We start from the raw sequence: 20,181 nt of genomic DNA, 5'->3' as shown, positions 1-20,181 counted from the left end.
GTCACTGCGTTTGCGAAACACGACTTTCGTGTCTGACGAGGTTTCTACCGGCCGCCTGTTACAGCGGCATGACAGAGAAGCGCCCGTCGATGATTTGGAGTCTGCGCCGATATGGTTAACAAAAGGTTAACGCAGCGATCCGTGAAAATTTTTCGCATTTCCAGCGATTGAACCGGCCGATCCAAACGTCTTCCCCCTGGTTCCATGCGCCATCCCCTTTCCGGCATCCACAGCGGGCTTCGTCTTTCGATTGACAAGCCCCGGCGGGGTCGGAACAGTGACGGCGACAACGAGACGGGCAGCGGTAGGAGGACTTCATGTCTATGCGCGCAATCTTCGGTTTCTCGGCACTTCTTCTGTCTGCCGTCGCCTCTCCACTCCATATCGCCCATGCCGAAGAGACACGCACCGTCGTGACCACGGACAATGGCGACTATTTCGGTTTCGACCTGCGCACCGTGCAGGATGTGACGCTCGACCAGTGCAAGACCGATTGCATCGACGACATGTCCTGCCGCGCCTTCACCTATAATCCCAAGGTGAAGTGGTGCTTCCTGAAGAGCGACTTCAACCAGCTCAACCATTTCCAGGGCGCCGTCGCCGGCAAGATCATAAAGGCCGACAATGCCGCCGACATCGGTGCGGCGCCGGCCCTTGCCTTCATCACCGAATATATGACGAACGATGCCCGCGCCTTCCGCGATAATCTCGCCATTCCCTCCGGCCAGGAAGGACAAGGTGCGGAAAGCCTTGCCTCGCTCGGCCGTATCGAGACGGCTTCCAGCCGCTTCGACGAGGCGCTCGCCGCCTACAAGGGCGCGCTCTCGATTGCCCCGGACGACTACTATCTCTGGCTCGAGACCGCCGAATCCATGGCCCGTGCCACCAACAACAGCTATCTGGCCGGCCAGGGCGCCCTTGCGGCGATCAACGCCTACCAGCTTTCCCGCACGACGGAAACGCGCGCCCGAGCGCTCGCCGTGCTCGGCGATACGCTCGACGTTTCGGGCAGCTACCGCGCCGGCATCAACGCCTACAAGGCAAGCCTGGAGCAGGAGGAAGACGTCGCCGTGCGCTCGGCCTATGTCAGCCTTCGCACGCGACAGGGCTTCCGCATCGTCAACCACACGATCGATTCCGACAGCGCCAATCCGCGCGCCTGCGTCGAGTTCTCCGAACCGCTCGTCAAGTCGGGCGCCGACTATGCCTCCTTCGTCACGCTCGACGGCGCGGCGCCCAAGGCGGTGGAGGCGAAGGACCGGCAAATCTGCGTGGAGGGCCTGTCTCACGGCCAGCACTACAAGATCGCCTTCCGCACCGGCCTGCCGTCCGCCGTCGATGAGCCGCTGGCCGCGCCGGTCGATCTCGATATCTATGTGCAGGACCGTGCCGCCACGGTGCGCTTCACCGGCGACGGCTTCGTGCTGCCGGGCAGCGTTCGCCGCGGCATCCCGATCGTCTCGGTCAACACCGATAGCGCCGATCTGAAGCTCTACCGCGTCGGCGACCGCGCCATTGCGGGCCTGCTCGCCGAAAGCCGCTTCCTCACCCAGCTCGACGGTTATTCCGCCAGCAATATCGAGAACCAGAACGGCGAATTGGTCTGGCAGGGCAAGATCGAGATCTCGCCGGAGCTGAACAAGGACGTCGTCACCAGCTTCCCGGTCGACGAGGCCCTGCCGGAGCGCAAGCCCGGCGTCTATGTGCTGACCGCCGCCGCCACGAACGGCCGCAGCAACGAATGGGACAGCAAGGCGACGCAATGGTTCGTCGTCTCGGATGTCGGTCTCACCACCTATGCCGGTACGGACGGGCTCAACGTCTTCGCCCGCTCGCTCGACAGCGCCGGTCCGCTGGAAGGCGTCGAACTGCAGCTCATCGCCAAGAACAACGAGATCCTCGGCACGGCGACGACCAATGCGGACGGCCGCGCGACCTTCACCGCCGGCCTGATGCGCGGCACCGCCGCCAACACGCCCGCCGTGATCCTTGCCCGCAAGGGCGAAGGCGACTTCGTCTTCCTCGACATGACGCGCGCCGGCTTCGACCTTTCCGACCGCGGCGTCACCGGCCGCCCCGCGCCGGGCGCCATCGACGTGCTGACCTGGACCGAGCGCGGCATCTACCGCGCCGGCGAGACGGTGCATGCCTCGGCGCTCGCCCGAGACATCGAATCGAACGCCGTCGAGAAGCTGCCGCTCACCTTCATCTTCAACCGTCCTGACGGCGTGGAAGACCGCCGCATGGTGGCCGAAGCCACGCTCGGCGGCTACGCCATCGACCTGCTGCTGATGGAAAACAGCATGCGCGGCACCTGGACCATGCAGGTCTATACCGACCCGAAGGGCACCGCGATTGCCGAAAAGACCTTCCTCGTCGACGACTTCGTACCCGACCGCATCGAATTCGACATGACGAGCGAGGCCAAGGCCATCGAGACCGGCGTGCCTGTCCCCGTTTCGGTCGAGGGTCGCTACCTCTACGGCGCCCCCGGCGCTGGCCTCGAGATCGAGGGCGACGTCGCGCTGAAGCCGACGCGCCAGGACGCCGCCTATCCGGGCTACGTCTTCGGCCTTGCCGACGAAGAGGCCATCGAGGAGAGCCGCATCCCGCTCGACGGTCTCGACGTGCTCGATGACGAGGGCAAGACGACCTTCGACGTGACCGTCAACGACCTGCCCTCCACGACCCAGCGTCTCGAAGCGCTCGTGACCCTGCGCATGATGGAGGCGGGCGGCCGCGCCGTCGAACGCAACCTCACCCTGCCCGTCAAGGCGACCGGCGCGATGATCGGCGTGAAGCCGGAATTTGGCGGCGACCTTTCGGAAAACAGTGTCGCCAACTTCCACGTCGTCGCCGTCGATCCCGATGGCAAGCGCGAGGCGATGCAGGGCATGCCCTGGAAGCTGCTGGAGATCGAGCGCAATTACCAATGGTATCGCGAGGGGAGCTCCTGGCGTTACGAGCCTGTCATGACGACGAAGCAGATCGCCAACGGCACGCTCGACGTCACCGCAGACGGCGGTCGTATCTCCGCACCCGTCACCTGGGGCCGCTACCGCCTCGAAGTCGAAAGCGCCGAGCCCGATGGACCGGCGACCAGCGTGGAATTCGATGCCGGCTGGTATGTCGCGGCAAGCTCGACGGAAACACCCGACGCACTGGAAATCTCGCTAGACAAGGAAAGCTATGCGATCGGCGACACGGCGAAGCTGAAGGTCTCGCCGCGCCATGCCGGCCAGCTTCTCATCACGGTCGGCGCCGAAAGCCTCGTCTCCACCCAGACCGCCAGCATCGGCGCGGAAGGCGGCGAGGTGGAAATCCCCGTGACCGAAGCGTGGGGCTCCGGCTCCTATGTCACGGCGACACTCTTCCGCCCCGGCTCGGACCAGGAAAGCCGCATGCCGATGCGCGCCATCGGCATCACCTGGCTGAAGGTCGACCCGGCCGATCGCAAGCTCGATATCGCGCTCGACGTGCCGGAAAAGACCCTGCCGCGCCAGCCGCTCGACATTTCGCTGAAGGTCGCCGGTGCTGGCGCGAACGAGGAGGCCTATGTCACGGTGGCCGCGGTCGACGTCGGCATCCTCAACCTCACCCGCTATGAAGCGCCTGATCCGGCCGGCTGGTACTTCGGCCAGCGCCGCCTCGGCATGGAAATCCGCGACCTCTACGGCCGCCTGATCGACGGCTCGCTCGGCGCCACCGGGCGGCTGCGCACCGGCGGCGACGGCGGCGAAGGCGCGCTCCAGGGCGATCCGCCGAAGGAAAAGCTCGTCGCCTTCTTCGCCGGTCCCGTGAAGCTCGATGCTGACGGAAATGCCAAGGTCAGCTTCGACATCCCGCAGTTCAACGGCACCGCCCGCGTTATGGCCGTCGCCTGGACGAAGACCGGCGTCGGCAGCGCATCCAAGGACGTCGTGATCCGCGATCCTGTCGTCGTGACCGCGAGCCTGCCGAAGTTCCTCGCCCCCGGGGACCGTTCGGACCTGCGCCTCGATATCGCCAACACGGATGCACCTGCCGGCGACTACACGGTCGAGATCACCCACAACGCCTCCGTGATGGTCGAACAATCAGGCGCGGGCCAGACGATCCAGCTCACGCCCGGCGGCAAGACCGCGCTCACCCTGCCGCTCATCGGCGGCGAGGCGGGCGACGGCCTCGTGACGGTCAAGCTCACCAACGGTTCCGGCATGTCGCTGGAACAGGCGCTCAACGTGCCGGTCCGCCCGGCCGCCATGCCGATCACCACGCGCCGGCCGATCGAGATCGCCGCCAATGGCAGCCTCACCATCGACGACCAGCTTCTGGCAGACAGCCAGCTTGCCGACGCGTCCGTCAGCCTCAGCGTCTCGCGCGCCGCGGCCTTCGTCATCCCGGCCCTGCTGATGGCGCTCGACCGCTACCCCTATGGCTGCACGGAGCAGACGACCAGCCGCGCGCTGCCGCTGCTCTATCTCAGCGAACTCTCCAAGCAGTCCGGCCTGCCGGAGGACCCGGAGACACAGAAGCGAGTGCAGGATGCGATCTATCGCGTGCTCGCCAACCAGTCCTCCTCCGGCAGCTTCGGCCTCTGGTCTCCGGGCTACGGCGACCTCTGGCTCGACGCCTTCGTCACGGACTTCCTGACCCGCGCCCGCGAACAGAAGTTCGACGTGCCGGAGCAGGCGATGCTGCAGGCCCTTTCCAACCTGCAGAATTCCATCTCCTATGACGTGAACGTCTCCACTCAGGGCAACGAGATCGCCTATGCCCTCTATGTGCTCGCCCGCAACCGCAAGGCCGCGATCAGCGATCTGCGCTACTATGCCGACACGAAGCTCTCGGAATTCTCCTCGCCGCTCGCCCGCGCGCAGATCGGCGGCGCGCTCGGCCTCTATGGCGATGCCCAGCGCTCGATGACGATCTTCTCCAACGCGCTCGGCCTTTCCCGCGAAACCGCCATGAACGCCAGCCTCTCGCGCACCGACTACGGCTCGTCGCTGCGCGACGGCGCCGCGATCCTGGCGCTTGCGGCGGAAGCCCGGCCGGTCCCGACCATCATTCCGGACCTTTCCAAGCAGGTTGCCAAGCAATGGGAGGACAAGCGCTGGACCAGTACGCAGGAACAGACCTGGATGCTGCTTGCCGCGCGCTCCGTGCGGGATGCCGACAAGGACCTGAAGCTCGAAATCAACGGCGCCGAACACGCCGGCGGCTATGCCGCACAGATGACGGGCAAGTCGCTGCTGGAAAATCCGCTGACCGTCGCCAACCGCACGAACGAGCCCGTCTCCGCCGTGCTGACGACGGTGGCCGCCCCTGCCGATCCCCTGCCCGCGGGCGGCGACGGCTTCTCCATCGAACGCACCTACTACACGCTCGACGGCGAGGAGGCGAACATCACCGAGGCGACACAGAACGAGCGTTACGTCGTGGTGCTGAAGGCGACGGAGCACAATGACTGGGCCTCGCGCATCATCATCACCGACCTCCTGCCCGCCGGGTTCGAGATCGACAATCCGAGCCTTGTCGACAGCGCGAAGCTTTCGAACTTCGACTGGCTCGGCGAGACGGAAGCGGCGCATACGGAGTTCCGCTACGACCGCTTCGTCGCCGCCTTCAACCGCAGCGAGGGCGACAACCGCGACGTGACGCTCGCCTATGTCGTGCGCGCCGTCACCCCCGGCACCTATGACCTGCCGGCCGCGCAGGTGGAGGACATGTATCGTCCGCAGTTCTCCGCCCGCACCGCGACCGGCCGCATGCAGGTCGTCAAGGCCGAGTAAGGGGAAACGGCGATGGCGCTCTGGCGCAAGCTCCTCATCGGTTCCGCAAGCGGGGCGGCGGCCATCGCCGCCCTCGCCTTCGGGCTGGATTATGCGGACCGCGCCTATCCGCCGCCCGTCGCGGTGGCGGAGACCGTCTCGAAGGAAGTGCTCGACCGCGACGGCCGCCTGCTGCGCGCCTTCGCGACGCCGGAGGGCCATTGGCGGCTGAAGACCACGGCCGCCGATGTCGATCCGCAGTTCCTGCGCATGCTCGTCGCCTATGAGGACAGGCGTTTTGAAGAGCATTCCGGCATCGACCCCCTGGCGCTGCTGCGCGCCGCCGGCCAGTTCGTCACCAATGGCCGCATCGTTTCCGGTGCATCCACGCTCTCCATGCAGGTCGCCCGGCTGATCGAGCCGCGCGAGAACCGTTCAATGCTGGCGAAGCTGCGCCAGATGGCCCGCGCCATCCAGCTCGAACGGCGGCTTTCCAAGGCGGAAATCCTCGACCTCTACCTGACCCTCGCGCCCTATGGCGGCAATCTGGAGGGCGTGCGCGCGGCAAGCCTTGCCTGGTTCGGCAAGGAGCCGAAGCGCCTTTCCGTTGCCGAGGCCGCCCTGCTCGTCGCCCTGCCGCAGCTTCCCGAAAAGCGCCGCCCCGACCGGCATCGCGACGTTGCGGAAAAGGCCCGCGAGCGCGTCCTGACCCGCATGGCCGTCTCCGAGGTCATCGGCGAGGGCGAGGCCGAGCGCGCGAGCGCCGAAGCCGTGCCCGACCGCCGCCGCCAGCTCCCCTCCTATGCCGCGCACCTTTCCGAACTGGCACTACGCAAGGACCCGAAGGCAACCGAGCACAAGACATCGCTCGACCGCACGGTGCAGGACGGGCTGGAAACCGTCGCCCGCGAGGCGGCCGAACGGCTCGGGCCGAAAATCTCCATCGCCATGGTGATGGCCGACGCCCGCACCGGCGAAATCCTCGGCGAGGTCGGCTCGGCGGACTATTTCGACGGCAGCCGTGCCGGCTGGATCGACATGACGCGCATCCGCCGTTCGCCCGGCTCGGCGCTGAAACCCTTCATCTACGGCCTTGCCTTCGAGGAGGGCCTTGTCGCGCAGGAAACCATCGTCGAGGACCGCCCCTCCGACTTTTCCGGCTACCGCCCGCGCAATTTCGACATGACCTATCAGGGTGATGTCAGCGTGCGCAAAGCCCTGCAGCTTTCGCTCAACGTGCCCGCCGTGCGCCTGCTCGAAGCCGTCGGGCCGACGCGCATGATGGTGCGCTTCCGCCGCGCCGAGGTGCGGCCCGAACTGCCGCTGGGCGAGACGCCCGGCCTTGCCATCGGCCTCGGCGGTCTCGGCATCACATTGCGTGACCTCACCCAGCTCTATGCCGCGCTTGCCAATCGCGGCATGCCGGTGCAGCTCGGCGACGGTATCACGGGCGATGCGAAGGTCATCGGCGGCGATCCGCTGCTCGATCCCGTCGCCGTCTGGCAGGTCTCGGACGTTCTTTCCGGCGTCACGCCGCCCGCCGGCAGCCGCCGCCTCGGCATCGCCTACAAGACGGGAACGAGCTATGGCTACCGCGACGCCTGGTCCGTCGGCTACGACGGCCGGCATGTGCTCGGCGTCTGGGTCGGCCGCGCCGATAACGGCGCCGTGCCGGGCCTGACGGGCTACGGCTCCGCCGCGCCCATCCTCTTCGAGGCCTTCGCGCGCTCGGGCGTTGCCATCACCGCGCTCCCCCGCGCGCCGGCCGGCGCGGTGCGTATCGCCCAGTCCGAACTCCCGGCAAGCCTTCGCCGCTTCTCGACGACGGCAAGCGGCCTCGTCGCGACCGTCGCACGCGAACCCGCCCCCGAGATCGTCTATCCGCCGGAAGGCGCGCATGTGGAACTCGGCGCGACTGCGGGCGCAGACCTCTCACCGCTCATCCTGAAGCTCCAGGGCGGCCGCGCGCCCTTCCGCTGGCTCGCCAACGGCAAGGTGCTGCCCGACGCCTCGCGCCGGCGCACGACGCAGTGGATGCCGGAGGGCGCAGGCTTCTCGACGCTGACGGTGATCGATGCCGCCGGGCGGGCGGCGAGCGTGCGGGTATTCATCGAGTAGCAGTGGGTGTTGCCCTTCATCCGCCTGCCGGCACGTTCTCCTTGGCTGCGGCGAGAAGCGATATGCCGCGCCGGCTTGCCAGACAATAACGGTTCGTGGGGCAAGTCCCCTCTCCTCGCTTGTGGGGAGAGAGTTAGGCTGAGGAACCTTTCCAATCACGCCTTCGCGTCGACCACCCATTTCGCCTTGCGCTTCTCCAGAAAGGCCGCGATCCCTTCCGCCGCCTCGGGCGTCTCCCAGGTATCGGCAAGCCGCGTCAGCGTCATCTCTATGAGCGTGTCATCAATCGGCGGGGCCAGCGCATGCGCCAAAGCCTTCGATGCCGCCACGGCCTCCGGCGAGGCCGAGAAATAAGGCGCGATCTCCGCCTCCACCGCCTTATCCAACGCCTCCGGCACGACGATACCGCTCAGGAGGCCGATCCGCTCGGCGGCTCCGCTATCGAAGAGCCGGGCGGAGGTAGCCAAACGCAGGAAGGCGGCCGGGCCGATGCGGGCGGCGACATAGGGGCTGATCGTTGCCGGGATGAGGCCGAGGCGGGTTTCCGTCAGGCCGAAACGCGCGCCCTCCACGGCGATTGCGGCATCGCAGACGCTGATCAGCCCGACGCCGCCGCCATAGGCCGGGCCGTTGACGCGGGCGATCAGCGGCTTCGGCAGGTCGCGCAGCGCCTTCAGCATCAAGGCAAGGTGGCGGGCCTCGGCAATGCGCTCCCCGCGCGTCGCCGCGATCTGCGCCTTCATCCAGTTGAGATCGCCACCCGCGCAAAAACTCTCGCCCTCGCCCGTCAACACGACGAGGCGCACCGCCTTGTCTTCTCCCAGCATGCCGGCAGCGGCGGTCAGTTCGCGGATCATCAGGCCGGAGAGCGCGTTGTGCTGGGCGGGACGGCACAGCATGAGGGTCGCCACGCCGCGCCGGTCGACGGCAACCGAAAGGGTCTCAAAAGTCATGCCTTGAATCTCCTGCGCACTCGCGGCCCGCTACGCGCTCTTCCTTGTATCGTCCTTGCCGGTGATCCGCCGCGCGAAGGCAGCCGCCGCCGTCAGCTTCTGCCGGTCCAGCCCCGTCTCGTAGCCTTCCGATGCCAGCATGTCGGCGACGGCAAGCGTATCGACATTGCCGCGCGCACCCGGCGCATAGGGGCAGCCGCCGAGACCGCCGACCGAAGCGTCGAAGACGGTGAGACCATGATCCAGCGCCACGCGGATATTGTCGAGCGCCAGCCCGTTCGTATCGTGGAAATGACCTGCCAGGTTTTCCGGGAAGGCGACGGCGAGCACGACATCCAGCATGGCCGCGACCTCGGCGGGCCGCGCCCGGCCGATGGTGTCGCCAAGGCTCACCTCATGGCAGCCGAGGCGCAGAAGCTGGCCCGTCACCCGCGCCACGGCACAGGGTTCGACCGGCCCGTCATAGGGGCACTGCACGACGCAACTCACATAACCCCGCAGCAAGAGACCGTCCGCCTTCGCCGCCTCCGCGACCGGACGGGCGCGCTCGATGCTTTCGGCAATGGAGCAGTTGAGATTGGCGCGGGAAAACCCCTCGGACGCCGAAAGGAAGACGGCGACCTCGTTGACACCGGCCGCCTTCGCCGCCTCGTAGCCCTTCATGTTCGGCACCAGCGCCGCATAGGAAACGCCCGGGCGGCGCGTAATGCCCGCCATCACGGCGGCCCCGTCGGCCAGTTGCGGCACCCATTTGGGACTGACGAAACTCGTCGCCTCGATACGCTCGAAACCGCAGCCGGACAGAAGGTCGATCAGCGCGATCTTGTCGGCGGAAGGGATGATCTTCTTCTCGTTCTGCAGCCCGTCGCGGGCCGCCATCTCGACGATTTCGACGCGCCGGCTCATGCCGCCTCCTCGGGCTCCAGCGACAGGAGGAGCGCGCCCTCCGCCACCTGGTCACCCACCGCCACCGGCACCGCCGCCACCACCCCGTCGCGGGGCGCGGCCAGCACCAGCTCCATCTTCATCGCTTCCATGGTGACGAGCGCCTCGCCCCTGGCGACCCGTGCGCCCGGCACCGCCGAGACGATGCGCACCAGGCCCGGCATCGGGGCCGAAAGCCGGTCCCCGCCCGCCGCCGCCTCGCCGTGATGACCGGCTTCCTCCGCGATCGCAAAGGCATGGGCATGCCCGCCGAAGAAGACCGCGATACCGGTCGCATCGCGATGCACGGTTGCGGAAAACACATGGCCGTCACAGTCCAGCCGGATGGAATCATCATCCACCGAGAGGAGGCCGACTTCCGTCGAGAGGTCGTTATGATCGAGACGGAAGCGCCTGCCGCCGAGCATGACGACACGCAGCGCATGTTCCGCCCCGCCATGATCGAGGAACACCGTCCGTGCCGCTTCCCCCCACAGGCGGAAACCGCGGATATGGGTCCAGGGGTCCGAACCGGCCGGCGTTTCGAGAAGGCCGAGCGCCGAGAGGGCGGCGAGGGCAAAAGCCTCTTCAGACGCGTCAGGTTCGACCAGCAGCCCCTCGCCTGCCCGACCGATCAGGCCGGTATCGACATCGCCGGCAGCAAAGGCCGGCAGGCGGCAGAGCCGGACGAGGAAACCGGCATTCGTCGTCACCCCGCCGACACGGCTCTTTTCCAGCGCCGCCTCCAGCCGCGCCAGCGCCTCCGCCCGCGTCGCCCCATGGGTGATGACCTTGGCGATCATCGGGTCGTAATAGGGCGTGACGATATCGCCCGCGCGCACGCCGGAATCGATGCGCGCGCTATCCGGCAGGTCGAAAACGGAAAGACGGCCGGTCGCGGGCAGGAAGTCGCGCGCCGGATTCTCCGCATAAAGCCGCGCCTCGAAGGCCCAGCCGTCGATGGAAAGCTCCTCCTGTCGCTTCGGCAGAGGCTCGCCCGCCGCAACGCGGAGCTGCCATTCGACGAGGTCGAGACCGGTGATCGCCTCCGTCACCGGATGCTCCACCTGCAGGCGCGTGTTCATTTCCATGAAATAGAAACGGTCCTGCCTCAGGCCTTCGGAAACGTCGGCGATGAATTCCACCGTGCCCGCGCCGCTATAGCCGATGGCCGCCGCGGCCCGCACCGCCGCCGCTCCCATCGCCTCGCGCATCTGCGCCGTCATGCCGGACGCCGGCGCTTCCTCGATGACCTTCTGGTGACGGCGCTGAAGCGAGCAGTCGCGCTCGAAGAGATGCACGACATTGCCATGCCCATCACCGAAGACCTGCACCTCGATATGGCGAGGCTTGGCCATGTATTTCTCGACCAGCACGCGGCCGTCGCCGAATGCGCTTTCGCCCTCGCGGCGCGCGCTTTCCAGCGCGGCGGAAAAATCGGCGGGGTCATCCACCCGCCGCATGCCCTTGCCGCCGCCGCCGGCGCGCGCCTTGATCAGCACCGGATAACCGATGGCCGTCGCCTCGCCGGCAAGGAAGGCGGCGTCCTGCCGCTCACCGTGATAGCCGGGCACGACGGGAACGCCCGCCTTTTCCATCAGCGCCTTGGCGGCGTCCTTCAGGCCCATGGCGCGGATAGCGCTTGCCGAGGGGCCGATGAAGACGAGGCCGGCGGCCTCCACCGCCTCGACGAAATCAGGATTTTCAGAAAGAAAGCCGTAGCCGGGATGCACCGCCTCCGCGCCGCTCGCCCTCGCCGCCTCGATGATCGCGGCAATGTTCAGGTAGCTTCCCGCCGCTTCCGCTGGACCGATGCGGATTGCTTCATCCGCCATCTCGACATGCAGCGCATTGCGGTCGGCATCGGAATAGACGGCGACCGTCGCCACACCCATGCGCCTTGCGGTGCGGATGACCCGGCAGGCGATTTCGCCGCGGTTGGCGATGAGGATCTTTCTGAACATCCCGACTCCGGTTCTCATTGCGCTGCGATGGCCTCGACTTCGAGCAGCCATTTCTCGTCGAAGATCGAGCAGATGACGACGCTCATCGCCGGGGCGATGCCGCCGAGATAATCGCTGCGAATCTCGCGGTTGGCGGTGGCGTGGTGCCGGTCGGAAAGGAAGGTCGTGACCTTCACGAGATCGGCTTTCGTCATGCCCGCGGCCTTCAACTGTGCGTCGATATTGCGCCAGACGAGCCGCGCCTGATCCTCGAAGGTCTCCGGCACCTTGTCGTCATCGGCAACGGGGATCTGGCCGCTGATGAAGACCAGTGTCTTGAAATCCTCGATCTTCACGGCCTGCGAATAGCCGCCACGCGGAGCGGGTGCATTTTTGGCATTGATCGATTCGCGTTTCATGACTTGCCTCCTCTACATCCTGAAGACGCCGAAACGGGTAGGCTCGATGGGCGCGTTGAGCGCCGCCGAAAGCGAGAGCGCCAGCACGTCGCGCGTCTTGCGCGGATCGACGATACCGTCGTCCCAAAGCCTTGCCGAAGCATAGAGCGGATGGCTCTGGCGGGCGAACATGTCGATGGTCGGCTGCTTGAAGGCGGCCTCCTCCTCCACGCTCCAGCTTCCGCCGACCCGCTCGATGCCCTCGCGCTTGACTGTCGCCAGCACGCCCGCCGCCTGCTCGCCGCCCATGACGGAGATGCGGCTGTTCGGCCACGTCCAGAGGAAGCGCGGCGAATAGGCCCGTCCGCACATGCCGTAATTGCCCGCGCCGTAGGAGCCGCCGATCAGTACGGTAAGCTTCGGCACCCTCGCCGTGGCGACGGCGGTGACGAGCTTGGCGCCGTGCTTGGCGATACCCTCCGCCTCGTATTTGCGGCCGACCATGAAGCCCGTGATGTTCTGCAGGAAGAGCAGCGGAATGCCGCGCTGGGCGCAAAGCTCGATAAAATGCGCGCCCTTCAGCGCCGCCTCGGAAAACAGCACGCCATTGTTGGCGATGATGCCGACGGGAAGGCCGTGCAATGCGGCAAAACCGCAGACGAGCGTGGTGCCGAAGCGCGCCTTGAACTCGTCGAAGCGCGAGCCGTCGACCACGCGGGCGATCACCTCGCGCACGTCATAGGGCGTGCGCGTATCGGCCGGCACAATGCCGAGCAGTTCTTCGGGGTCGTAGAGCGGAGCGTCGCCATCTCCGGATTTGGTAATATCCTGCTTACGCATATTGAGATTGGCGGCGATCTGGCGGGCGATGGCGAGTGCATGGCGATCATCGCGCGCGAGGTGATCGGCGACGCCGGAAAGGCGGGTATGCACGTCGCCGCCGCCGAGGTCTTCCGCCGTCACCACCTCGCCCGTCGCGGCCTTCACCAGCGGCGGGCCGGCGAGGAAGATGGTGCCCTGATTCTCGACGATCACGGTCTCGTCGCTCATGGCCGGCACATAGGCCCCGCCCGCCGTGCAGCTTCCCATGACGACGGCGACCTGCGGGATGCCCGCTGCGGACATCTGCGCCTGATTGTAGAAGATGCGGCCGAAATGATCGCGGTCGGGGAAGACCTCGTCCTGGTTCGGCAAGTTCGCCCCGCCGGAATCGACGAGATAGATGCAGGGCAGCCGGTTTTCCGCGGCGATCTCCTGCGCGCGCAGATGCTTCTTCACGGTGATCGGATAGTAGGTGCCACCCTTCACCGTCGCATCGTTGCAGACGATCATGCATTCGCGGCCGGAAACGCGGCCGATGCCCGATATCATCCCGCCTGATGGAGAAGCCCCGTCATAAAGGCCGTGGCCGGCGGTAAGGCCGATTTCGAGGAAGGGCGAGCCGGGATCGAGGAGCTGCGCCACGCGGTCGCGCGGCAGAAGCTTGCCGCGGGAGACATGGCGCTCGCGCGCCTTCGCCCCGCCGCCATCCATGGCAAGGGTCGCCGCCTCCTCCACCAGCGCCAGCGCATCGAGCATCGCCTTGCGGTTTGCCGCGAAGGTCTCGCTGCGCGTGTTTACCGTGGAGGGAAGGACCGGCATCACAGCGTCTCCTGGAAGATTTCGCGGCCGATCAGCATGCGGCGGATTTCGGAAGTGCCGGCGCCGATCTCGTAGAGCTTGGCGTCGCGCAGCAGGCGGCCCGTCGGATAGTCGTTGATATAGCCGTTGCCGCCGAGCGACTGGATGGCCTCCAGCGCCAGCTTGGTCGCCATCTCGGCGGAATAGAGGATGCAGCCGGCGGCATCCTTGCGGGTCGTCTCGCCCCGGTCGCAGGCGCTCGCCACGGCATAGACATAGGCGCGGCAGGCATTGAGCGTGACATACATGTCGGCCACCTTGCCCTGCATGAGCTGGAATTCGCCGATGGGACGGTCGAACTGCTTTCGCTCGTGGATATAGGGCACCACCACGTCGAGGCAGGCGGCCATGATACCGAGCGGGCCGCCCGACAGCACGACACGCTCATAGTCGAGACCGGACATCAGCACGTTGACGCCACGCCCCACCGTGCCCATCACGTTCTCCTCCGGCACCTCGCAATCGGTGAAGACGAGTTCGCAGGTGTTGGAGCCGCGCATGCCGAGCTTGTCGAGCTTCTGCGCGGTGGAAAAACCCTTGAAGCCCTTCTCGATGAAGAAGGCGGTGATGCCGCGCGAGCCGGCGTCGGGATCGGTCTTGGCATAGACCACCAGCACATCCGCGTCAGGCCCGTTGGTGATCCACATCTTGTTGCCGTTCAGCACATAGCGGTCGCCACGTTTTTCCGCGCGCAGCTTCATGGACACGACATCGGACCCCGCGCCCGGCTCGGACATGGCGAGCGCGCCGACATGCTCGCCGGAAATCAGCTTCGGCAGGTATTTCTCCCGCTGCGCCGGCGATGCATTGCGGACGATCTGGTTGATGCAGAGATTGGAATGGGCGCCGTAGCTGAGGGCCACCGAGGCGGAGGCGCGGCTGATCTCCTCCATCGCCACGCAATGGGCGAGATAGCCCATGCCCGTCCCGCCGAGGCTTTCCGGCACGGTGATGCCGAGCAGGCCGAGATCGCCCATCTCCCGCCAGAGCGGCATCGGGAAATTGTTGCTGCGGTCGATCTCCGCCGCCTGCGGCGCGATCCGGTCCGTCGCAAAGCGCCGCACGCTCTCGCGCAGCGCCTCTATGTCCTCGCCAAGCCCGAAGCTCATGCCGGCGTCATACATGTCCGTCCTCCCCTCGCGGTTCTCAAGCGACCGCCTTTTCCTGCCCTGCCGCCTCGAAAGCCGTGCGCATGCCGGCCTCGCGCGCCTTCACGCGCTTCGCCGCTTCCTCCTTGACCGGGCCGTAGCCGCGAATCTCGCCGTAAAGCGAAAGAAGCGCAACGGCAGCGTCGAGGTTCTCGCGGCGAAGGGTCTTCAGCACATGGTCCACCAGCGCCTCGTAGTCAGCGATCAACTGGCGCTCCATGCGACGCTCGGCCGTGCGGCCGAACGGGTCGAAAGCGGTGCCGCGCAGGCCCTTGAGGCTGGCGAGCAGGCCGAAGGCCGGCAGCATCCACCGGCCGAAGCGGCGCTTGCGCGGCCGGCCGTTGGCGTCCTCGCCCTTGAGGAAGGGCGGCGCGAGGTTGAAGGCGATGCTGTATTTGCCCTCGAACTGCTCGGCCAGCCCGGCTTTGAAAGCCGGATCGGAGAAGAGCCGCGCCACCTCGTATTCGTCCTTGTAGGCAAGGAGCTGCGCATGGACATGGGCGACGATGCGCGTCAGCCGGTCGTCCGGCCCCAGCGCCTTTTCCGCCGCCTGCACCCGGTCCACCAGCGCCTTGTAGCGGTTCGCCAGTGCGGCGTTCTGATAGGCCACCAGGTGCTTCATGCGATGGGCGATCAACTCTTCCGTCGCCATGGTCTCCAGCGTCGGCACCGGCTTGCCGGGATGCAGCAGGCGCTCGGCGCGGGCGGGATCGGCCGCAATCAGCCGGCCCCAGCCGAAGGCCGAGAGCGTGGCATCGACGGCGACGCCGTTGAGCGCGATCGCCTGCTCGATCGACTGGCGGGTGAGCGGGATCAGCCCCTTCTGCCAGGCATAGCCCGTCATCAGGATGTTCGTCGCCATGGCATTGCCGGCGACCTTTTCCGCCACCGTCGTGAAATCGAGAAGATACGAGGCCTCGCGCAGCGCAGCGCGCACCGTGCCCTCCACGTCGCGGCGGCGGAAGTCGAAGTCGCGCTTGCGCACGAAATCGGCGACCGGCGTCAGCTTGGTGTTGACCACGCCCGTCGTGCGGTGCGGATCGCACAGCGTCGCGGCATCCTTGGAGGCAGCCACCACGTCATCGGCGGCGATCAGCAGGTCCGCACCGCCGGTGATGATGCGCGGCGAGGAAACGTCCTGGTCGTGCAGGCCGATGCGCAGATGGCTCATCACGGCCCCGCCCTTCTGGGCAAGTCCCGCCATGTCGAGGATCATCGGCGACTTGCCGTCGAGATGGGCGGCCATGCCGAGGATGGCGCTGATCGTCAGGATGCCCGTGCCGCCGATGCCGGCAATGGCGATGTTGTAGGAACGGTCGCCGATCCGCACGATATCGGGGTCAGGGACACCTGACATGTCCGGGTTCGAGCGTGCCGCCCTGCGCAACCGTCCACCCTCCACCGTGACGAAGGAGGGGCAGAAGCCCTTGAGGCAGGAATAGTCCTTGTTGCAGGTCGACTGGTTGATCTTGCGCTTGCGGCCGAAAGCCGTGTCCAGCGGCTCGACGGAAACGCAGTTCGACTGGGTGGAACAGTCGCCGCAGCCCTCGCAGACCGCCGGATTGATCATCAGCCGGACCGGCGGATCCTCCATCAGGCCGCGCGAGCGGCGACGGCGTTTTTCCGCCGCGCAGGTCTGCACATAGACGATGGCCGAGCAGCCGGGCGCCTCGCGGATATCCCGCATCACCCGGTCCATCTCGTCGCGATGGCGCACGATGACGCCGGGGGCGAGCGTGGAAGGCGAATAGGCTTCCGGGTGATCGGAAACGAGATAGATCGGCTCGACGCCCTCGTCATAGAGCTGGCGCGTCACCGCCTCGGGGCTGATCGGCCCGTCAACGGCCTGACCGCCGGTCATCGCCACCGCGTCGTTGTAGAGCAGCTTGTAGGTGATGTTGACGCCGGCGGCGACCGACTGGCGCACCGCCAGAATGCCGGAATGGTAATAGGTGCCGTCGCCGAGATTGACGAACATGTGCTTTTCGTCGGTGAAGGGCGCGATGCCCGACCACGGCACGCCCTCGGCCCCCATATGGGTGAAGGTCGTCGTGTCGCGGTCCATCCACTGCACCATGTAGTGGCAGCCGATGCCTGCCGCCGCGCGGCTGCCTTCCGGCACCTTGGTGGAGGTGTTGTGCGGACAGCCGGAGCAGAAATAGGGCACGCGCTCGACCGGAGCCGTATGCGTCTTGCGGATCTTCTCACGCTCCAGGAGATAGGCGAGTTCGTCGGAAATCACCTTCTTCAGCCCGTCATCGAACTCGAAATGCAGGAGCCGCGAGGCGATGGCCCGCGCCACCATGCCGACCGTCAGTGCCTGCGAGAGCGGCAGGAACGGGTGATCCTGATGGTCGAACTTGCCGATGATGCGCGGCCGCTCGCCGGGATGCCAGTTGAAGAGCTGCTGCTTGATCTGGTTCTCGATGATCTCGCGCCGCTCCTCGACGACAAGCACCTCTTCCAGCCCCTGCGAGAATTCGCGCACACCCTCCGGCTCCAGCGGCCAGGGCATGCGGACCTTGTAAACCCGCATGCCGATCTCGGCCATTTCCGCCGGCCCGAGCGACAACTCCTTCAGCGCCTGCAGCACATCCTCATAGGCCTTGCCCGAGGCGATGATGCCGAAACGGGCGCGGGGCACGTCATGCGTCACCTCGTCCACCCGGTTGGCGCGGGCAAAGGCGATGGCGGCATAGCCCTTGTAGGTCTGAAGCCGCTCGTCCTGCGGCAGCGGCGGATCGGGCCAGCGAAGATTGAGTCCGCCCGGCGGCAGCTCGAAATTCTCGGGGGTCACGAACTGGCGGCGCTCGCCCGCAAGGTCGACGGAGGCCGTCGTCTCTACCGTGTCGGCAATGAACTTCATGCCGACCCAGCAGCCGGAATAGCGCGACATGGCCGTGCCGAGCAGGCCGTATTCGACGAATTCATGGATGGACGAGGGATAGAGCACCGGGATCAACGCCGACATGAAGGCATGGTCGGACTGGTGCGGAATGGAGGACGACTTGGCCGAATGGTCGTCACCGGCAAGACAGAGCACGCCGCCGTGTTTCGATGTGCCGGCGGCGTTGGCGTGTTTCAGCACGTCGCCGCAGCGGTCGACGCCCGGACCCTTGCCGTACCAGTAGCCGGCAACGCCGTCATAACGCGCGCCCGGCGACAGGTGCAGCTGCTGGGTTCCCCAGACGGCGGTGGCCGCCAGATCCTCGTTGACGCCCGGCCGAAACACGATGCCGTTCGCCGCCAGATGCTTGCCGGCCTTGGCAAGCTGCTGGTCGTAGCCGCCGAGCGGCGATCCGCGATAACCCGAGATGAATGCGGCGGTGTTCAGCCCCGCGGCATGGTCGCGCCGCATCTGAACGATCGGCAGGCGCACGAGCGCCTGGATGCCGGAAAGGAATATCCTTCCTTCTTCCGCCGTATACTTGTCCTCGAGAGAAAAGCTCTGCTTCAGCATGACTTCCTCCTCGATGGCCCTCCTCCACGAAAGCCATCCTCCTGATGTAGGAGCTTACGCAGAGATTGGGAGGAGCGCGTCCCTATTTTCGCAGCGGAAATTCACATCCTGAGGATGGCATCCGCAAAGGACGCCTCCTCACGCAATCGCATCCTATTCCGCTCAAAGCGGCACGCGGTGCGTGTTCTTCAACTCGTCGAGCGCGAAGCTGGAATTGACGAAGCCGACACCCGGCAGTTTCAGCAGCGCCTTCTTCAGAATCTCCTCGTACTGGCGCACGCTGCTGGTCAGGACACGCAGCACATAGTCGTGGTCGCCGGTCATCGAATAGCACTGCACGACCTCGGGCATGTCCTTCACCGCCCTTTCGAACTCCAGCAAGGTCTCCTCGTCATGCTGCTTCAGACGCACGAAGCAGAAGACCGAGACCTCGAAGCCGACAAGCTTCGGGTCGATGGCGACGATACGGCCGCGGATGATGCCGAGCCGCTCCATCTCCTTGATGCGCCGCCAGCACGGCGTATGACTGAGACCGACGCGCTCGCCGATCTCCGCGACCGTTAGTTCCGGTTCCGTCTGCAGGAGCCGCAGGATCTTGCGGCTCGTCTCGTCCAGCACGCCCTCGCCCATCCTAGAGCAGCCCGCGGGAGGAAAGGTTGCGCATCAGCGCCGCCATGCCGAAGGTCCAGGGCGGGCATTCGGTGGAAAGTCGCACCGTGTTGACCAGCGCGCCCAGCTCCGCATTCGAGATCGTCACCCTGTCGCCCGCCTTGTGAGTAAAGCCCTGCCCCGGCGCATCGCGGTCCTCGACGGGCGCAAACAGCGTTCCCATGAACAGCATGAAGCCATCGGGATATTGATGATGCCGGCCGACGGTCTGGGCGACGAGGTCGAGCGGATCACGGCTGATCTCGCGCATCGTGCTGCGTCCCTTGAGCACGAACCCGTCCTCGCCTTCGATGAGAAGATCGAGATCGGCCCTGCGCACATCGTCGATGGAATAGGTCTCGTCGAAGAGGCGGATGAAGGGGCCGATAGCGGCAGAAGCATTGTTGTCCTTCGCCTTGCCGAGCAGCAGCGCCGAACGGCCCTCCACGTCGCGCAGGTTCACGTCGTTGCCCAGCGTCGCACCCTTGATGCGTCCGGCGCTGTCGACCGCGAGCACAATTTCCGGCTCCGGATTGTTCCACCTGGAAACCGGATGCAGCCCGACGGAAGCGCCCCAGCCGACTGCGGCAAGCACCGGCGCCTTGGTGAACACCTCCGCATCCGGCCCGATGCCGACCTCAAGATATTGCGACCAGATGCCCTCATCGATCAGCGCCGCCTTCACCTTCGTCGCCGCTTCCGAGCCGGCTTTCAGGTCGCGCAGGCTATCACCGATGATGGCGGTGACACGCCCGCGCACCTTTTCCGCCCGCGCCGGATCGCCCGCCGCCTTCTCCTCGATCACCCGCTCGATCATCGAGCGGGCGAAGGTGACGCCGCAGGCCTTCACCGCCTGGAGATCGCAGGGCGCGAGCAGATGCAGCCGCGAGAAATTGCCCGCGCCTTCGACGGAGGCTTCCAGCACCACATCGAGCATTGCAAGGGGCTCGCAGGACGCCGCACGGGCGGCCGCCGCCGGATCGTCCTTCTCCAGGAGATCGCGAACGGTCGGGATGTCCCGGGAGGTGATATCGCAAAGCTTGCCATCGCGCAAAACGACCACAGCAGGTCCCTGCACATCCGGCCGCCAGACCCGTCCGACAAAGGTCCCCCGCGAAAAATTTCCCGCCGTCATCGTCACGCGCCATTCCTCCCCGAT

General features: G+C 66.3%; 11 protein-coding genes. 2 read left to right on the top strand and 9 right to left on the bottom strand.

Annotated features, from left to right (window positions below; translation table 11 throughout):
* Window positions 1-317 precede the first annotated feature (317 nt).
* Both MOE34_RS01365 and pbpC read left to right on the top strand, forming a co-directional pair.
* Window positions 318-5,771, top strand: a complete 5,454-nt coding sequence (locus MOE34_RS01365; protein WP_242220133.1) for an alpha-2-macroglobulin family protein — start codon at window positions 318-320, stop codon at window positions 5,769-5,771.
* A gap of 12 nt (window positions 5,772-5,783) precedes the next feature.
* On the top strand, window positions 5,784-7,868 hold the full coding sequence (gene pbpC, locus MOE34_RS01360; RefSeq protein WP_242220131.1) for a penicillin-binding protein 1C: 2,085 nt from the start codon (window positions 5,784-5,786) through the stop codon (window positions 7,866-7,868).
* 155 nt (window positions 7,869-8,023) lie between these two features.
* On the opposite strand, the gene MOE34_RS01355 is transcribed toward pbpC, so the two are convergent.
* The 9 genes from MOE34_RS01355 to MOE34_RS01315 form a co-directional block, all read right to left on the bottom strand.
* Entirely contained in the window at window positions 8,024-8,821 is a 798-nt protein-coding gene (locus MOE34_RS01355) for a crotonase/enoyl-CoA hydratase family protein (RefSeq protein WP_242220129.1), read from the bottom strand.
* Between the two features lie 30 nt (window positions 8,822-8,851).
* The gene (locus MOE34_RS01350; RefSeq protein ID WP_242220127.1) at window positions 8,852-9,727 is read right to left on the bottom strand and encodes a hydroxymethylglutaryl-CoA lyase; all 876 of its coding nucleotides are present in this window, start codon (window positions 9,725-9,727) and stop codon (window positions 8,852-8,854) included.
* A complete protein-coding gene (locus MOE34_RS01345) occupies window positions 9,724-11,709 on the bottom strand; it encodes an acetyl/propionyl/methylcrotonyl-CoA carboxylase subunit alpha (protein ID WP_242220123.1) in 1,986 nt (661 codons plus the stop codon). Before MOE34_RS01345 ends, MOE34_RS01350 begins: the two co-directional genes overlap by 4 nt.
* A gap of 14 nt (window positions 11,710-11,723) precedes the next feature.
* On the bottom strand, window positions 11,724-12,107 hold the full coding sequence (locus tag MOE34_RS01340; RefSeq protein ID WP_242220121.1) for a RidA family protein: 384 nt from the start codon (window positions 12,105-12,107) through the stop codon (window positions 11,724-11,726).
* 12 nt (window positions 12,108-12,119) lie between these two features.
* Window positions 12,120-13,727 carry a carboxyl transferase domain-containing protein gene (locus MOE34_RS01335; RefSeq protein ID WP_242220119.1) on the bottom strand — a complete coding sequence of 536 codons (1,608 nt, stop codon included), beginning with the start codon at window positions 13,725-13,727 and terminating at the stop codon, window positions 12,120-12,122.
* Window positions 13,727-14,875 (bottom strand): isovaleryl-CoA dehydrogenase, encoded by a 1,149-nt coding sequence (locus MOE34_RS01330; RefSeq protein ID WP_242224199.1) that lies wholly within the window; start codon window positions 14,873-14,875, stop codon window positions 13,727-13,729. Before MOE34_RS01330 ends, MOE34_RS01335 begins: the two co-directional genes overlap by 1 nt.
* A 37-nt stretch (window positions 14,876-14,912) precedes the next feature.
* The gene (locus MOE34_RS01325; protein WP_242220116.1) at window positions 14,913-18,374 is read right to left on the bottom strand and encodes an indolepyruvate ferredoxin oxidoreductase family protein; all 3,462 of its coding nucleotides are present in this window, start codon (window positions 18,372-18,374) and stop codon (window positions 14,913-14,915) included.
* Between the two features lie 162 nt (window positions 18,375-18,536).
* Window positions 18,537-18,992 (bottom strand): Lrp/AsnC family transcriptional regulator, encoded by a 456-nt coding sequence (locus MOE34_RS01320; protein WP_242220114.1) that lies wholly within the window; start codon window positions 18,990-18,992, stop codon window positions 18,537-18,539.
* A 13-nt stretch (window positions 18,993-19,005) separates the two neighbouring features.
* Window positions 19,006-20,157 (bottom strand): fumarylacetoacetate hydrolase family protein, encoded by a 1,152-nt coding sequence (locus MOE34_RS01315; RefSeq protein WP_242224197.1) that lies wholly within the window; start codon window positions 20,155-20,157, stop codon window positions 19,006-19,008.
* Window positions 20,158-20,181: the final 24 nt, after the last annotated feature.

The sequence above is a fragment of the Shinella zoogloeoides genome (assembly GCF_022682305.1).
In the GTDB taxonomy this organism is placed as follows: domain Bacteria; phylum Pseudomonadota; class Alphaproteobacteria; order Rhizobiales; family Rhizobiaceae; genus Shinella; species Shinella zoogloeoides_B.
This window is presented reverse-complemented; position numbering and strand designations above follow the sequence as displayed.

What these genes read in the sequence shown, in the direction of transcription:
- MOE34_RS01365 (WP_242220133.1), top strand. Translation starts at nt 318, where the DNA reads ATGTCTATGCGCGCAATCTTCGGTTTCTCGGCACTTCTTCTGTCTGCC.
- pbpC (WP_242220131.1), top strand. Translation starts at nt 5,784, where the DNA reads ATGGCGCTCTGGCGCAAGCTCCTCATCGGTTCCGCAAGCGGGGCGGCG.
- MOE34_RS01355 (WP_242220129.1), bottom strand. Translation starts at nt 8,821, where the DNA reads ATGACTTTTGAGACCCTTTCGGTTGCCGTCGACCGGCGCGGCGTGGCG.
- MOE34_RS01350 (WP_242220127.1), bottom strand. Translation starts at nt 9,727, where the DNA reads ATGAGCCGGCGCGTCGAAATCGTCGAGATGGCGGCCCGCGACGGGCTG.
- MOE34_RS01345 (WP_242220123.1), bottom strand. Translation starts at nt 11,709, where the DNA reads ATGTTCAGAAAGATCCTCATCGCCAACCGCGGCGAAATCGCCTGCCGG.
- MOE34_RS01340 (WP_242220121.1), bottom strand. Translation starts at nt 12,107, where the DNA reads ATGAAACGCGAATCGATCAATGCCAAAAATGCACCCGCTCCGCGTGGC.
- MOE34_RS01335 (WP_242220119.1), bottom strand. Translation starts at nt 13,727, where the DNA reads ATGCCGGTCCTTCCCTCCACGGTAAACACGCGCAGCGAGACCTTCGCG.
- MOE34_RS01330 (WP_242224199.1), bottom strand. Translation starts at nt 14,875, where the DNA reads ATGAGCTTCGGGCTTGGCGAGGACATAGAGGCGCTGCGCGAGAGCGTG.
- MOE34_RS01325 (WP_242220116.1), bottom strand. Translation starts at nt 18,374, where the DNA reads ATGCTGAAGCAGAGCTTTTCTCTCGAGGACAAGTATACGGCGGAAGAA.
- MOE34_RS01315 (WP_242224197.1), bottom strand. Translation starts at nt 20,157, where the DNA reads ATGACGGCGGGAAATTTTTCGCGGGGGACCTTTGTCGGACGGGTCTGG.